The organism is Streptomyces sp. NPDC047079, from assembly GCF_040643755.1.
In the GTDB taxonomy this organism is placed as follows: Bacteria; Actinomycetota; Actinomycetes; order Streptomycetales; family Streptomycetaceae; genus Streptomyces.
Genome location: NZ_JBEYUZ010000017.1, coordinates 89723 through 103682 on the forward strand (window position 1 = coordinate 89723; position 13960 = coordinate 103682).

Genomic DNA, 13960 nt, shown 5'->3' on the forward strand with positions numbered 1-13960 from the left:
GACGGGCGCACGGGCTGCCGCCGCCGGAAGCGCAGAGGTGTCAGGTCTCTGGGGCCACGGTCGGCCGTGGTCCCGGTCCGGCACTAGGGGGTCGCTGCGGGGACGCGCCGGGGGGCCGGTGCCCAGCAGCGGATGATGTCGCGGACCGAGACGACCCCGACCGGCTCGTCGCGGTCGAGCACGATCAGATGCCGGAAGCCGCCGTGGGCCATGGCGCTCGCGGCCTCTTCCAGCGTCCAGGTGGGTGCGGCGAACACCACATCAGTGGTGGTGTGGGCGCCGGCCCGCTCGGTGTCGGGGTCCTGGCCGAGGCCGACGGAGTTCAGGACGTCACGCTCGGTGAGGATACCGAGACCGCCGGCGTCCGGATCGAGGACCACGGCCGCGCCCACGCGGCGTACGGACATCAGGGTTGCTGCCTGGCGGAGGGTGTGTGCGGGGCCGATGGTCAGGACCATCGTGCTCATGGCGTCACGGACGAGCATGGGCGGAGCCACCTCCTGGGGTGCCTGGAATGCACTGGCTCAGGGCTCCGGACCCGATGGATGCCGCCCGCCGGAGGCGCCTGTTCCGCGCTTCACAAATTCACAAGTGGGGGTTCCCAGGGTCGCAGGCAAAGCGCGGGTCAACAAGGGGCGCGTGTCGTGAGTTCAGGGGCGCTCGCGGTGCACAGCGGCACCGGTGGTCCCTGGGACCGCTCGTCAGTACCGGACGTTCAGGTAGTCGAGCAGGGTGTCGTGGAGCAGCCCGTTCGACGCGGCGGCATTGCCGCTGTGCGGGCCCGGGCGGCCGTCGAGACCCGTGAAGGAACCGCCGGCCTCGGTGACGATGACCGCGTTCGCCGCCATGTCCCACAGGGACAGTTCCGGCTCGGCGCAGATGTCCACCGAGCCCTCGGCGACCATCATGTACGGCCAGAAGTCCCCGTAGCCGCGGGTGCGCCACACCGCGCGGGTCAGGTCCAAAAAGCCGCTCAGCCGTCCCTGCTCCTCCCAGCCGGACAGGGAGGAGTACGCGAAGGACGCGTCGGACAGCTTCGAGACGCGCGAGACGCGCAGCCGGGACGCGGAGGACAGGCTGCGGCCGGTGAACGCGCCGTGCCCCTTCGCGGCCCACCAGCGGCGGCCCAGCGCGGGCGCGGAGACGACGCCGACGACCGGCTGGTACCCACCCTCGCCGCCCGCCTCCATCAGGGAGATCAGGGTGGCCCAGACGGGCACTCCGCGCACGTAGTTCTTGGTGCCGTCGATCGGGTCGACGACCCAGCGGCGCGGTCCCGTGCCCTCGATGCCGTACTCCTCGCCGAGGACCGCGTCCCGCGGCCGGGCGCGCTGCAGCTGGCCCCGGATCAGCTCCTCGGCGGCCTTGTCGGCCTCGCTCACCGGCGTCATGTCCGGTTTGGTCTCGACCTTGAGGTCGAGGGCCTTGAACCGGTCCATGGTCGCGGCGTCCGCGGCGTCCGCGAGCACATGTGCGAGACGCAGGTCATCGAGATAGTCGGGCATGAGGGAACGCTATCCGCCCCTTCCGGGGAACGGCCACACGACCCGGGGGTCTTCGCGGACTCCTCGAAGTTCCGCCGCCTCGGCCGCGCGCGCCGCGGTGACCCCGTGCACTGGTCCTATCACGGCGTGCACCGGCCCGGGGGCGCCCCCGGGCGCGGCCGCGAACCCTTGACAGTGCTGGTACGCGCGTCAAACCTGTGCTCCAGAGCCGCCGGCCCGAGGAGGCGACGATGCCTGCAGCGCGGGAATCCCTACTGGACGCCGCCTACACGGCGCTTGCGCGTCGACCGTGGTCCGCCGTGCGCATGGTGGACGTGGCCGCCGTGGCCGGGGTCTCCCGCCAGACCCTGTACAACGAGTTCGGCAGCAAGGAGGGCCTCGCCCGGGCCCTGGTACGCCGGGAGGCGGACAGCTACCTCGCCGGCGTCGACCGGGCACTCGCCGCCCGCACGGAGGCCCGGGAGCGGCTGGCCGCGACCGCCGAGTGGATGACGTCCGCGGCCCGCGGCAACCCGCTGGTCCGCGCCATGCTCACCGGCTGCTGGAGCGAGCGGCTGCCCGCGCCGGGCCTGTCGGCAGTGCCGTCCACCTCCGCGGTGCCCGCTCAGCGCCGGGCCGACGGGCCGCTGCCGTCCCCCGCGGACTTCGTCTCCCTGGTGCGCGACCGCGCCGTCACGGCGGTGGCCGGACCGGGGACGACCAAGGCGGAGGCGGTGGAGCTGGCCCGCGCCTGCGAGCTGGTCGTACGACTGTCCCTGTCCTGTGTCGCGGCTCCGCCGGGGGAGGGCTCGGTTGCGGAGCTGGTGCTGCGAGCGCTGCCCCGGCCGGTTCGGTGAGGGCGCGCAGGTGCGCCGGCGGATGTGACCCCTGAGGGCGCGGGCGGACGGGTCTGCCCCGGGGGCTCACCTCAGTGCGCGGAGCCCGAAAGCTGAAGGCCGATCACACCCACGATCACCAGCGAGATCGAGACGATCTTCAGGGTGGAGACCAGGTCGCCCAGGAACACCATGCCGTAGATCGCCGTACCCGCCGCGCCGATCCCGGTCCACACCGCGTAGGCCGGGCCCACGTCCAGTTTCCTCAGGGACAACGTGAGGAGACCGAAACTGCCGAGGGCGAAGCAGCAGAAGGCGATCGTGGGCCAGAGCCTGGTGAAACCGTGCGAGAGCTTGAGACAGACGGCGAATCCGGTCTCGAGAAGCCCGGCCACGATGACCAGCAGCCACGCCATGTTGTCTCGTCCTCCCGCGTCCTCACGTCGACTGCCCCGTCTGGTCGGATGAGGCCGGTGCGAGTAAGCAATTACCTGTGCGCCGTGGACGCAAACACCCAAAGGGTGAACACGGGACGAGCGAACAGGGGGAGGACACACACGGGAAGGTCAGTCCCCTTCCCGCCGCTCGCGCGTGGACAGCAGCCGGCGCAGGGAGTACAGCCGCGCCGGGTCCGCGTGCCCCTCGGCCACCCAGGCGTCCAGCGCGCAGTCCGGTTCGTCGTGACTGCACGCCCGCGGACAGCCCGCGGTGCCGGGCTCCAGGTCCGGGAAGGCGTGGATCACGCGGGAAGGGTCGATGTGCGCGAGACCGAAGGAGCGCACGCCCGGGGTGTCGATCACCCAGCCGTCCGTGTGCTGCAACGGCAGCGCGAGCGCCGACGTGGTGGTGTGCCGTCCGCGGCCGGTCACCGCGTTCACATGCCCCGTCGTGCGGCGCCGGTCCTTGGGCACCAATGCGTTGACCAGCGTCGTCTTGCCCACACCCGAGTGCCCGACGAACGCCGTGGCCCTGCCGTCCAGATGTTCTCGCACCCGGTCCACCGCGTCGCCGTCCTCCAGTTCCTCGCGGCTGGTGACGACATAGGGGATGTCCAGGTCCCCGTACAGCTCCAGGAGCTTGTCGGGCGGGGCGAGGTCCGACTTCGTCATCACCAGCAGGGGCTCCAGGCCGCCGTCGTACGCGGCGACCAGACAGCGGTCGATCAGGCGCGGGCGGGGCTCCGGGTCGGCCAGGGCGGTGACGATGGCCAGCTGGTCGGCGTTGGCGACGACCACGCGCTCGTACGGATCGTCGTCGTCGGCGGTACGGCGCAGAACCGAGGTGCGTTCCTCGATGCGGACGATGCGGGCGAGGCTGTCCTTGGTGCCGGACAGATCCCCGACGAGGGCGACGCGGTCGCCGACCACCGCTGCTTTGCGGCCCAGTTCGCGGGCCTTCATCGCCACGACCGGACGGCCGTCGACGAGGCAGGTCAGCCGGCCGCGGTCGACGGTGAGGACCATGCCCTCCGCCGCGTCCTCGTGCTTCGGCCGGATGTTCGTACGCGGCCGGTTGCCCTTGCGGTTGGGGCGGCTGCGGATGTCGTCCTCGTCGGTGTGCTTGCCGTAGCGGCGCATGATCTCAAGTCCGCCCGTCAGTCCCCGAGCATCCCGGTCCACAGCTCGGGGAAGTCCGGCAGCGTCTTGGCCGTCGTCGCCACGTTCTCGATCTGTACGCCGTCGACCGCGAGGCCGATGACCGCGCCCGCCGTGGCCATGCGGTGGTCGTCGTAGGTGTGGAAGACCCCGCCGTGCAGGGGGCGCGGGCGGATGTGCAGGCCGTCGGCGGTCTCGGTGACGTCGCCGCCCAGCTCGTTGATCTCCTTGGTGAGCGCGGCCAGCCGGTCCGTCTCGTGCAGCCGCAGATGGGCGACGCCGCGCAGGGTGGACGGGGAGTCCGCGAGGGCCGCGACCGCCGCGATGCCCGGGGTCAGTTCGCCGACCTCGCCCAGGTCCACGTCGATGCCGTGGAGGGCACCCGAACCGGTGAACTCCAGGCCCCGCTCGGTCAGCTCGCAGGAGCCGCCCATCTCGGTGAAGATCTCACGCAGCCGGTCGCCGGGCTGGGTCGTGCGGGCCGGCCAGTCCGGGATGACGACCTTGCCGCCGGTGACCAGCGCGGCCGCGAGGAACGGCTGGGCGTTGGAGAGATCCGGTTCGACGGTCAGGTCCCGGCCGAGCAGGGCACCCGGCGTGACCCGCCAGACGTTCGGTTCACCGCCCGACTCCGGGGTGTCGACCTGTGCGCCGACCGCGCGCAGCATGTCGACGGTCATACGGATGTGCGGCATGGAGGGCAGCGTCGAGCCGGTGTGACGGACCTCCACGCCCTGGTTGAAGCGGGGGGCGGACAGCAGCAGGGCGCTGACGAACTGGGAGGAGGAGGACGCGTCGACGGACACCGGGCCGCCGTCCAGCGCGCCGCCGCCTTGCACGGTCAGCGGCAGGGCGCCGCGGCCGTCGTCGTCGATACGGGCGCCCAGGACGCGCAGGGCGTCGATCACGCCGTTCAGGGGGCGCTCGTGGGAGCGGGGGTCGCCGTCGAAGCGGACGGGGCCGTCGGCGAGCGCGGCCACCGGGGGCAGGAAGCGCATCACGGTGCCGGCGTTGCCGACGTGGACCGTGGCCGGGCCTCGCAGCGCGGCCGGGATCACCCGCCAGGTCTCGCCGGAGCCGTCGGGACCGACCCCTTCCTCGATACCGACGCCCAGCGCGCGCAGGGCTCCGGCCATGAGCAGGGTGTCGCGCGAGCGCAGGGGGCGGCGCAGCCAGCCCGGCTCGGAGGCGAGCGCGGCGAGGACCAGGGCCCGGTTGGTGACCGACTTGGACCCGGGCACGTGGACCGTCGCGTCGACGGCTCCGCTCGCGTGTGGGGCGGGCCAGAGGGCGGTGTGTGCGGGGTTAACGGTCATGCGCCCCACTGTAGTGCTTGGTCCAGCCCGTAGATCTTGATCAAAAGCGGCGAAACCGGAGCGAAACCATTGTCTGATAGGGCGCGGAGAGGGCCGTGCACAGGGGGACGGGCCGTCACCGCTGTCACAGACCCAGCAGCCACTGTCCGCCGCCCATCAGCGAGCACAGCGACACCACGTGGAACAGGAAGAGCCACAGCCCCGCCGGTACATGGGTGAGCCGGGACAGCTGGTCCGCGTCCGAGTCCCGGGCGCCTTCGCGCGAGCGCTTGGCCTGAAGCTCGAAGGCCGGCCGCACCCCGCCGAGCAGCAGGAACCACACCACCGCGTACGCGAACCCCGCTTGCACCTGTGGACCGGCCAGCCAGGACACCAGCAGGAAGCCGGCACCGGTGAGGACCACGGTCAGCGCCCCGTAGGCGTTGCGGATCATCACCAGCATCGCCAGCAGCAGCGCGGTGGCCAGCCACAGCAGCAGGGTGATGTGCCCGGCGGCGAGCAGCGCCGCGCCGCCGAGGCCGAGCAGCGGGGGAGCGGTGTAGCCCGCGGCGGCGGTGAGGATCATGCCGAGGCCGTACGGCTTGCCGCGGCTGACGGTGAGGCCGCTGGTGTCGGAGTGCAGCCGGATGCCGGTGAGGGTACGGCCGGTCAGCAGCGCGACCAGTCCGTGGCCGCCCTCGTGCGCGATGGTGACGGCGTTGCGGGCGATCCGCCAGGCGCCCCGCGGGACGACCACGGCGAGCGCGGCGACCAGGGTGGCGATCACCACCCACAGGTCGGGATCGGGCTGACTTCCGAAGACCTGGTCCCAGAGGCCGGCGAGCGAGCTCAGTGAGGTCGGGGCGAGGCTGTCCATCGGGGTGAGTGGCTCCTGGGGTGTCGGCGGATCTGGCAGGGTGGCACGTATGTGCGGACGGTATGCAGCGAGTCGCAGGCCCGAGGATCTCGCAGGAATCTTTGAGGTCGAGCAGGGGGTGCCCTCCGCGCGAGCGGAGTCAGGAGCCCGGCAGGAGGAGCCCGAGGAGACCCTGGCCCCCGACTACAACGTCGCCCCGACCAAGCAGGTCTACGCGATCCTGGAGCGCCCCCTGAAGGACGCCGACGACCAGCGGCCGGTTCGCCAGCTGCGCAGGCTCACCTGGGGCCTCGTCCCGTCCTGGGCCAAGTCGCCCGAGGGCGGCGCACGGATGATCAACGCGCGGGCGGAGACGGTGCACGAGAAGCCGTCGTATCGCCGTGCCTTCGCCGCCCGGCGCTGCATCGTCCCGGCCGACGGCTACTACGAGTGGGTCACCGGCACACAGGAACGGGATCTGGAGGTGGGGGGCAGGAAGAAGCGGCCGCGCAAGCAGCCGTACTTCGTGCTGCCCGCCGACGGCTCGGTCTTCGCGATGGCCGGCCTCTACGAGTTCTGGCGGGACAGGACGCTGCCCGACGACCATCCGCGCGCCTGGTGGGTGACCTGCTCGGTGATCACGACGGAGGCGGAGACGACACCGCTGGCCGTCGCCCCCGCCGAGGGCCCGCGCTCCCTGTCCGACATCCACCCGCGCATGCCCCTGATGCTCACGCCGGACCGCTGGGACGCCTGGCTCGACCCCTCACGTACCGACCCGGACGACCTGCGCTCCCTGCTCCAGGCGCCGCCCGCCGGCCTGATGCGCGCCTACCCGGTCTCCACCGCGGTCAGCAACGTCCGCAACAACGGCCCCGAGCTGCTGAAGGAGCTGGAGGCCCCCGAGGAGGGCACACTCTTCTGACGTGCCCACCGGGGGCACGGACGACCGATGCGGACACGCGCGCAGGGGCGAAGGGCGGCGGACGTGACGGATGCGACGCAGAGCGTGGAGACCGACGCAGGCATGGCCCGTGTCACCTGGCACCGGGCCCGCGAGGCCGCGCTGGTGCTCGCCCTCGGTCACGGCGCCGGGGGCGGCGTCGAGGCACGGGACCTCCAGGCGCTGGCCCGGGCCCTGCCCGCGCAGGGGGTGAGCGTCGCGCTCGTCGAGCAGCCCTGGCGCGTCGCCGGCAAGAAAGTGGCGCCCGCGCCGAAGACGCTGGACGCGGGCTGGCGCGGGGTGTGGCCCGCCCTGGCGGAACCCGGGCTGCCGCTGATCGCCGGCGGGCGCAGCGCCGGGGCCCGGGTCGCCTGCCGCACGGCCGTCGGGCTCGGCGCCGCCGCCGTCCTCGCCCTCAGCTTCCCGCTCCACCCGCCGGGCCGTCCCGAGAGGTCCCGCGCCGAGGAACTGCTGGGCTCGGGCGTGCCCACTCTCGTGGTCCAGGGCGGGAAGGACCCCTTCGGACGACCGGAGGAGTTCCCTCCAGGGCCCTACGACATCGTCGAGGTGCCGTACGCCGATCACGGCTTCGCCGTCCCCAAGCGTGCGGACCTCGGCCAGGAGCAGGCCACGGAGATCATCACGGACGCCGTGGCGATGTGGGTGACGTCACTCGGGACACTCGGCTGACGCCCGGGAATGTTGCGTGACGGGCCACTGTTGTGCGGATCAGACAGCACCGGCCGTGCTGCACCGCACGACGAGAGGAAGTCCGCCGCATGGGTTCGACCATCTGCCCGAGCCGCAGCAGCAGCGCTGACCTGGAGTGGACGGTGCTGCACGCGTCGAAGGCCGCCCCTGTTCGAGCGGCGGCAGGCAAGGGTGTTCGTCTATCCTCCGATCTCAGTGGGACCGCTTTCGGTCCCGCCACATCGCTGGAGGAGGTGGGTCCGGTCACCGGTACCGACGCAGGGACCGAACACGGCCAGGCGGAGCAGCCCGAGGGCCGGGGGACGGGCGCGGAGTCGTCCGCCTCGCGCAGTGCGCGCTTCGAGCGGGACGCGCTGGAATTCCTGGACCAGATGTACTCCGCCGCGCTGCGCATGACGCGCAACCCCGCGGACGCCGAGGATTTGGTGCAGGAGACCTACGCCAAGGCGTACGCGTCCTTCCACCAGTTCCGCGAGGGCACCAACCTGAAGGCCTGGCTGTACCGGATCCTCACCAACACGTTCATCAACTCGTACCGCAAGAAGCAGCGCGAACCTCAGCGCAGTGCGGCCGAGGAGATCGAGGACTGGCAGCTGGCACGCGCCGAGTCGCACATGTCGACCGGGCTGCGCTCGGCCGAGTCGCAGGCGCTGGACCACCTGCCCGACTCGGACGTGAAGGAGGCGCTCCAGGCGATCCCCGAGGAATTCCGCATCGCCGTGTATCTCGCGGACGTAGAGGGCTTTGCCTACAAGGAGATCGCGGACATCATGGGGACACCCATCGGTACGGTGATGTCCCGGCTGCACCGGGGCCGCCGTCAACTGCGCGGCATGCTCGAGGACTACGCCCGCGAGCGCGGGCTGGTCCCGGCCGGCGCCGGAGAGTCGGACGAAGCGAAAGGCTCGGGCTCATGAGCTGCGGAGAGCCGCACGAGACGGACTGCAGTGAGGTCCTCGACCATCTCTACGAGTTCCTCGACAGTGAGATGCCGGACGTGGACCGCACGAAGATCCAGCACCACTTCGAGGAATGCTCGCCGTGCCTCGAGAAGTACGGTCTGGAGCAGGCCGTGAAGAAGCTGGTGAAGCGGTGCTGCGGCCACGACGACGTGCCGAGCGACCTTCGGGCGAAGGTCATGGGCCGCATCGAGCTGATCCGCTCGGGGCAGACGGTGCCCGAGCACGATGTGGCGGCCACACCCCAGGAGTCCTGAGCTCCCGGCCGCGAGGGAGCACGACCGCCCGGACACAGGAGTCTTGAACTCCTGTTCGGGATGGCGGTCAATTCTCGAGGGCCCGTCACCCGAACGTGCTAATCCGTGGGGCAGGGCCCCACGGATTCCCCCCGAAGCCGCACTTACGGCCCGCCCTCCCCTCTAGGCTCCCGAGCCTGAAAAGGGCAAGGCCGGGCCCGCCCGGTACGGGACACGGCGCGGGTTCGGGGGGAGGTACGTCATGGGGCCTGTCCGGCCGTCGGCAGCCGCGTACGTCGGCTGCGCCGTCCTCGGCGCCCTGGTGTGCGTGGCCCCCCTCCCGGACCTTCCCGTCCCCTGGTGGGCGATCGCCCTGCTCGCCGCGCTCTACGTCGTCTGCGAGCAACTGCCGCTGCCCCGGGCCCTCGGCCGCACCCGGACGGGGCGAACCCCCGGGCCCCTCTGCGGCCGCCGGGCCCTGGAGGGAATGGGCACCTTCTACCCCGTCCTGCTCGCCGGGGCCTTTCTGCTCCCGCCCGCGGCCGCCGCGTTCGTTCCGCTGCCCGGTGCCCTGCTCGCCCGCGTCGCCGAGCGGCCGTCATGGCTGCGTCGCGCCTGGCGGGCCGCGCGGCTCGCACTCGCCGTGTGGGCCGCCTCCCGCGTCCACTGGTCCCTCGGCGGACGGGCCGCGGTCGTCGGCCCCGACTTCCCCCACGCCCTCCTGACCGCCGGGGCCGCGGTCGTGGCGTTCTGCCTGGTGCTGGCCGTGCTCGACGGCGGAATCCTGGCGCTGGGCGTGGGGGCACCCTCCATGCCCTCAGGGCCCCGGGGGAGGGTACCGGCGCGCGCCGCCTGGTGCGGGCTGTTCCTGCGCTCCCTCGCGCCCGTCACCGTGCACGGGCTGGCCGGACTGATGATGGCCGTGCTGTGGCGCAGCCTCTACGGGCCGGTGACCGCCCTGCTCGTACTGCTGCCCATGTACGTCTCCTGCTGGGTCTTCGCCCAGTACCACCGGGAGCGGGCCGCCCACCAGGCGACGATCCGCGCGCTCGTCCAGGCCGTCGACCTCAAGGACGGCTACACCCGGGGCCACAGCGAACGGGTCGGACAGGCCTCGATGATGATCGCGCGCGAGCTCGGCCTGGACGACCGGCGCGTGGAGGTACTGCGGTTCGCCGGGATCCTGCACGACGTGGGCAAACTCGGCGTGCCCACCCGGCTGTTGCGCAAGGACGGCCCGCTCACGCCCGAGGAGCGCCGGATCATCGAGCTGCACCCCGAGTACGGCCACGAGATGGTCCGCGGCATCGGCTTCCTCGACGAGGCACGGTCCGCGATCCTCCACCACCACGAGCGGCTCGACGGCACCGGCTACCCCTACGGGCTGAGAGGCCGCCAGATCCCGGAGTCCGCGAGGGTGGTCGCGGTCGCCGACGCCTTCGACGCGATGACGTCGACCCGCTCCTACCGGCGGGCCCGGCCCGTCGCTGCCGCCCTGGAGGAGCTTCAGCGGTGCGCGGGCGCGCAGTTCGACCCGGCGATGGTGCGCGCGCTGATCCGCGCACTGGACCGGCACGGCTGGCACCCGGTGGTGACCGCCGACGAGGAACGCCCGAAAGCGGTACCACCGCCCGCCCTGCCCGTGGCCGGCCAGCCGGCCGGGCGCGGCTCCGGCGGGGGCGGCGCATGACCGCGGGCCGCCTCCCCGTCCCCCTCGTCCTCGCCCACACCACGGCAGTGCTGCTCGCCGCCGGCTGTCTCGGCCTGACCCTCTGGCACGGCCTCGACGAACCCGCTGTCGCCCTCGCCTTCGGGGTGCTCGTCGCCGTGGGGGAGCTGTCCCGGTGGAGCGGCAGCGACGAGCGGGAGCCCGCACCCCTCGGCGCGGCCGGGGCGCTCTCCTACGCCCTGCTCGGGCAGATCGCGGGACGGCCCACCCACCACGGAGTGGCGCAGGTCGTTACCGTGGTCCTCGCGGCGGCCCTGGCGGGCTGTGTCCCCCATGTGGCCCGGGGCCGCGGCTCCGCCGCCGACCATCTCACCCGCCGCCTGCTGACCGTGGGCTTCGCCGCCGTCTGCTTCCAGCCGGTCTACCGTCGGGCCGCAACCGACGGCTGGGGCGGGCCCGCGTACACGCTGCTCGTCGTCGCCCTCCTGGTGCTCACCACCCTCTGCGACGCCGTGCTCGCCGCCGCCCTGGCGCACTCCCGTACCCGCTGGCCGTTCGGGCCGCTGCTGCGCGAGGAACTGCGCGCCAGACTCGGCATCGGCTCCGCCGTCTGCGCGACCGGTGCCGTCATGTCGCCGGCCGTCGCGGTGGTGGGCCTGTGGGCGCTGCCCGTCTTCTCGCTGCCCCTGCTGCTCACCCAGCTCTCCTACCGGCGGTACGCGGCCGTGCGCACCACCTACCGGCAGACCATCGCCTCCCTGGCACGCGCCACCGAGATCGCCGGGTACACGCCCCCCGGGCACGCCCGCCGGGTCGCCGCGCTCAGCCGGGCCGTCGGCCGGGAGCTGGGCCTGACCGAGCCCGAGCTGACCGTGCTGGAGTACGCGGCGCTCATGCACGACACCGGGCAGCTCAGCCTCGTCGACCCCGTGCCCGCGGGAGCCACCGCCGCGCTGCCCGCCGAGGAACAGCGGCGCATCGCGCTCCTCGGCGGCGCCGTCGTACGGCAGACCGGGGTGGACGCCGAGGTCGCGGTCATCGTCGAGCGGCAGGCCGACCCCTACCGGGAGCAGCCGGTCAGCGCCAGGATCGTCCGGGCCGTGAACGCCTACGAGGAGATGGCGCGGGAGGAAGCCGGCCCCGGGGGAGCGCTCAGCGCGCTGGAGCGGCTGCGCCTCGCCTGCGCCCGCGACTACGAGCCTGAGGTCGTGGAGTCACTCGCGAGGGTGTTGCAGAGAGACGGTCTGACCTTGCCGACAGCGGGGTAACCCATGGGTAATGAGCGCCCGTCCGGCGGTACGTGGTTGGATGCCAGGAGAGGGTGTTCGGGGGCACTCGAGCGTGACCCCGCGGACGTCGAGGAACCAGCAGGCGGGAATCGCAAGGGACTGGCAGGCGGGAATCGTGAGGATCTTCGGGAAGGGACGGCACCGGCCCTCCGCCTCCTGGCGGCAGGCAACCGACCGCGCGTTCACGCTGATCGGCGACGGCCGGTACGAGGACGCGGGTGCGCTGCTGACACGCGCCGCGGACCTGGAGCCGTGGCTGTCGGAGTCCTGGTTCAACCTCGCCCTGCTGCACAAGTTCCGCCACGACTGGGAGCAGGCGCGCGCGGCCGGTCTGCGCGCCGTGGCCCTGCTCGACCGGGAGTCCGGCGCGCCGGACTGGTGGAACGTGGGCATCGCCGCCACCGCCCTCCAGGACTGGCCGCTGGCCCGCCGCGCCTGGCAGGCGTACGGCCTGCGGGTGCCCGGTGGTGCCACCGTCTCCGCCGAGCCCACCGGGATGGAGCTGGGCAGCGCCGCCGTGCGGCTGTCACCGGAGGGCGAGGCCGAGGTCGTGTGGGGAGGCCGGCTGGACCCCGCGCGCATCGAGGTGCTCTCCATCCCGCTGCCCTCCTCCGGGCGCCGCTGGGGCGAGGTCGTGCTGCACGACGGCGTACCGAACGGGGAGCGCACCACGGCCGCCGGGCACGCCTACCCGGTCTTCGACGAGATCGAGCTGTGGGCGCCGTCGCCGGTGCCCACCTGGGTGGTGCTGCTGGAGGCCGCGACCGAGGACGACCGGGACGCACTGGAGCAGCTGGCCGCCGACGCCGGGTTCGCCGCCGAGGACTGGTCCTCGTCCGTACGGCTGCTGTGCCGCGCGTGCTCCGAGTCCCGGATGCCGTCCGACGAGGGCGACGGCGAGCACCTCGATCCGCACGATCACAGCGAGCCCGGGCATCCGGGACCGCTGGGGCACCGTACGGACGGGCAGCTGTGGGTGCCCGAACGCGAGTGCGGCATCGCGGCGCCCGCGTCGCTGGTGCGTGGGCTGCTCGACGGCTGGGTCGCGGACAGCCCGGACTCCCGGGACTGGCGGGACCTCGAAGAGGTCTGCTGACCAGGCCCTGGGCCCACGGATCCCCGGGAAGCACCCGGGCACGCCCCGTAGGCTGTACTCGCAGGAATTCCCATGGTTGCAGGAAGGCATACGTCGGTCATGGCGCAGCAGGACACCGATCAGCAGCACGCGGGCGTGCTCCCCGTGGACGACGAGGGCTTCGTCATCGACACCGAGGACACCGAGGAGCGGGAGACGGCCTGGCGCGAGCGCGGCACCTCGCGGCCGATCACGGTCGTCGGGAATCCGGTGCTGCACAAGGAGTGCAAGGACGTCACCGAGTTCGGCGCGGAGCTGGAGCAGCTGGTCGCGGACATGTTCGCCAGCCAGCGCACCGCCGAGGGCGTGGGCCTGGCCGCCAACCAGATCGGCGTCGACCTGAAGGTCTTCGTCTACGACTGCCAAGACGACGAGGGCGTGCGGCACGTCGGTGTCGTCTGCAACCCCAAGCTCGTTGACCTGCCCGCCGACCGGCGGCGCCTCGACGACAGCAACGAGGGCTGTCTGTCCGTGCCGACCGCGTACGCGCCGCTCGCCCGGCCCGACTACGCGGAGGTGACCGGGCAGGACGAGAAGGGCAACCCGGTCAAGGTGCGCGGGACCGGCTACTTCGCCCGGTGTTTGCAGCACGAGACGGACCATCTCTACGGCTACCTGTACATCGACCGGCTGTCCAAGCGCGAGCGCAAGGAGGCCCTGCGGCAGATGGCCGAGAACGAGCCCCGCTACCCCGTGGTGGCCAACGACTGAGACCCAGGGCCGAAGACTGAGATCGAGGCCGAAGACTCTAAGATCCAGCGCCGACGACGCCTGGCCGGGTACTGCTCCCGCCCAGGCGTCGTTCATCTGTGTGCCGCACATTCGATCCCGTGTACGACTGAACTGATCCATATTCAGTCACACAAGGGATATTCTCGGCACCGTCGGTGATGTGTGGGCCAAATCCGTTCCCAGACCGGTCAGTTGTAGTGCTGAATGGAAAGCGCGGGGA

At 72.3% G+C, this 13960-nt stretch carries 15 protein-coding genes; 9 read left to right on the forward strand and 6 right to left on the reverse strand.

Features of this window, described 5'->3' with window-relative positions:
• Positions 1-83 precede the first annotated feature (83 nt).
• Together ABZ823_RS21970 and hisN are read right to left on the reverse strand one after the other, a co-directional pair.
• Positions 84-485 (reverse strand): CBS domain-containing protein, encoded by a 402-nt coding sequence (locus tag ABZ823_RS21970; protein WP_361662838.1) that lies wholly within the window; start codon positions 483-485, stop codon positions 84-86.
• 216 nt (positions 486-701) lie between these two features.
• Positions 702-1505 (reverse strand): histidinol-phosphatase, encoded by an 804-nt coding sequence (gene hisN / locus ABZ823_RS21975; RefSeq protein WP_361662841.1) that lies wholly within the window; start codon positions 1503-1505, stop codon positions 702-704.
• 230 nt (positions 1506-1735) lie between these two features.
• On the opposite strand from hisN, the gene ABZ823_RS21980 reads away from it, so the two are divergent.
• Positions 1736-2341 carry a TetR/AcrR family transcriptional regulator gene (locus tag ABZ823_RS21980; protein ID WP_361662844.1) on the forward strand — a complete coding sequence of 202 codons (606 nt, stop codon included), beginning with the start codon at positions 1736-1738 and terminating at the stop codon, positions 2339-2341.
• Between the two features lie 71 nt (positions 2342-2412).
• On the opposite strand, the gene ABZ823_RS21985 is transcribed toward ABZ823_RS21980, so the two are convergent.
• From ABZ823_RS21985 to ABZ823_RS22000, 4 genes are all read right to left on the reverse strand, one after another.
• Positions 2413-2736 (reverse strand): multidrug efflux SMR transporter, encoded by a 324-nt coding sequence (locus tag ABZ823_RS21985; RefSeq protein ID WP_361662846.1) that lies wholly within the window; start codon positions 2734-2736, stop codon positions 2413-2415.
• Between the two features lie 150 nt (positions 2737-2886).
• Complete coding sequence (rsgA, locus tag ABZ823_RS21990) at positions 2887-3897, reverse strand: ribosome small subunit-dependent GTPase A (protein WP_361662848.1); 1011 nt, start codon at positions 3895-3897, stop codon at positions 2887-2889.
• A gap of 17 nt (positions 3898-3914) precedes the next feature.
• Complete coding sequence (gene aroA / locus ABZ823_RS21995; RefSeq protein WP_361662851.1) at positions 3915-5231, reverse strand: 3-phosphoshikimate 1-carboxyvinyltransferase; 1317 nt, start codon at positions 5229-5231, stop codon at positions 3915-3917.
• Between the two features lie 124 nt (positions 5232-5355).
• Positions 5356-6087, reverse strand: a complete 732-nt coding sequence (locus tag ABZ823_RS22000; RefSeq protein WP_361662854.1) for a M50 family metallopeptidase — start codon at positions 6085-6087, stop codon at positions 5356-5358.
• Between the two features lie 49 nt (positions 6088-6136).
• On the opposite strand from ABZ823_RS22000, the gene ABZ823_RS22005 reads away from it, so the two are divergent.
• From ABZ823_RS22005 to def, 8 genes are all read left to right on the forward strand, one after another.
• Positions 6137-6991, forward strand: a complete 855-nt coding sequence (locus ABZ823_RS22005) for an SOS response-associated peptidase (RefSeq protein ID WP_361662857.1) — start codon at positions 6137-6139, stop codon at positions 6989-6991.
• Positions 6992-7093: 102 nt separating this feature from the next.
• On the forward strand, positions 7094-7699 hold the full coding sequence (locus ABZ823_RS22010; protein WP_361662997.1) for an alpha/beta family hydrolase: 606 nt from the start codon (positions 7094-7096) through the stop codon (positions 7697-7699).
• Between the two features lie 254 nt (positions 7700-7953).
• Positions 7954-8637 (forward strand): RNA polymerase sigma factor SigR, encoded by a 684-nt coding sequence (sigR, locus tag ABZ823_RS22015; protein WP_361663000.1) that lies wholly within the window; start codon positions 7954-7956, stop codon positions 8635-8637.
• Entirely contained in the window at positions 8634-8936 is a 303-nt protein-coding gene (gene rsrA, locus ABZ823_RS22020; protein ID WP_361662860.1) for a mycothiol system anti-sigma-R factor, read from the forward strand. Before sigR ends, rsrA begins: the two co-directional genes overlap by 4 nt.
• 241 nt (positions 8937-9177) lie before the next feature.
• A complete protein-coding gene (locus ABZ823_RS22025; protein WP_361662863.1) occupies positions 9178-10605 on the forward strand; it encodes an HD-GYP domain-containing protein in 1428 nt (475 codons plus the stop codon).
• The gene (locus ABZ823_RS22030) at positions 10602-11852 is read left to right on the forward strand and encodes an HD domain-containing protein (protein WP_361662866.1); all 1251 of its coding nucleotides are present in this window, start codon (positions 10602-10604) and stop codon (positions 11850-11852) included. The genes ABZ823_RS22025 and ABZ823_RS22030 overlap by 4 nt, the downstream gene beginning before the upstream one ends.
• Before the next feature lie 136 nt (positions 11853-11988).
• Entirely contained in the window at positions 11989-12969 is a 981-nt protein-coding gene (locus ABZ823_RS22035; RefSeq protein WP_361662869.1) for a hypothetical protein, read from the forward strand.
• A 99-nt stretch (positions 12970-13068) separates the two neighbouring features.
• Positions 13069-13719, forward strand: coding sequence for a peptide deformylase (gene def, locus ABZ823_RS22040; protein ID WP_361663003.1), 651 nt, complete (start codon positions 13069-13071; stop codon positions 13717-13719).
• Positions 13720-13960 lie beyond the last annotated feature (241 nt).

Coding starts and splice junctions, on each gene's coding strand:
- ABZ823_RS22030 (WP_361662866.1), top strand. CDS start 10,602: ATGACCGCGGGCCGCCTCCCCGTCCCCCTCGTCCTCGCCCACACCACG.
- ABZ823_RS22000 (WP_361662854.1), bottom strand. CDS start 6,087: ATGGACAGCCTCGCCCCGACCTCACTGAGCTCGCTCGCCGGCCTCTGG.
- ABZ823_RS21985 (WP_361662846.1), bottom strand. CDS start 2,736: ATGGCGTGGCTGCTGGTCATCGTGGCCGGGCTTCTCGAGACCGGATTC.
- rsgA (WP_361662848.1), bottom strand. CDS start 3,897: ATGCGCCGCTACGGCAAGCACACCGACGAGGACGACATCCGCAGCCGC.
- ABZ823_RS21970 (WP_361662838.1), bottom strand. CDS start 485: ATGCTCGTCCGTGACGCCATGAGCACGATGGTCCTGACCATCGGCCCC.
- def (WP_361663003.1), top strand. CDS start 13,069: ATGGCGCAGCAGGACACCGATCAGCAGCACGCGGGCGTGCTCCCCGTG.
- ABZ823_RS21980 (WP_361662844.1), top strand. CDS start 1,736: ATGCCTGCAGCGCGGGAATCCCTACTGGACGCCGCCTACACGGCGCTT.
- ABZ823_RS22005 (WP_361662857.1), top strand. CDS start 6,137: ATGTGCGGACGGTATGCAGCGAGTCGCAGGCCCGAGGATCTCGCAGGA.
- rsrA (WP_361662860.1), top strand. CDS start 8,634: ATGAGCTGCGGAGAGCCGCACGAGACGGACTGCAGTGAGGTCCTCGAC.
- aroA (WP_361662851.1), bottom strand. CDS start 5,231: ATGACCGTTAACCCCGCACACACCGCCCTCTGGCCCGCCCCACACGCG.
- ABZ823_RS22025 (WP_361662863.1), top strand. CDS start 9,178: ATGGGGCCTGTCCGGCCGTCGGCAGCCGCGTACGTCGGCTGCGCCGTC.
- hisN (WP_361662841.1), bottom strand. CDS start 1,505: ATGCCCGACTATCTCGATGACCTGCGTCTCGCACATGTGCTCGCGGAC.
- ABZ823_RS22010 (WP_361662997.1), top strand. CDS start 7,094: ATGGCCCGTGTCACCTGGCACCGGGCCCGCGAGGCCGCGCTGGTGCTC.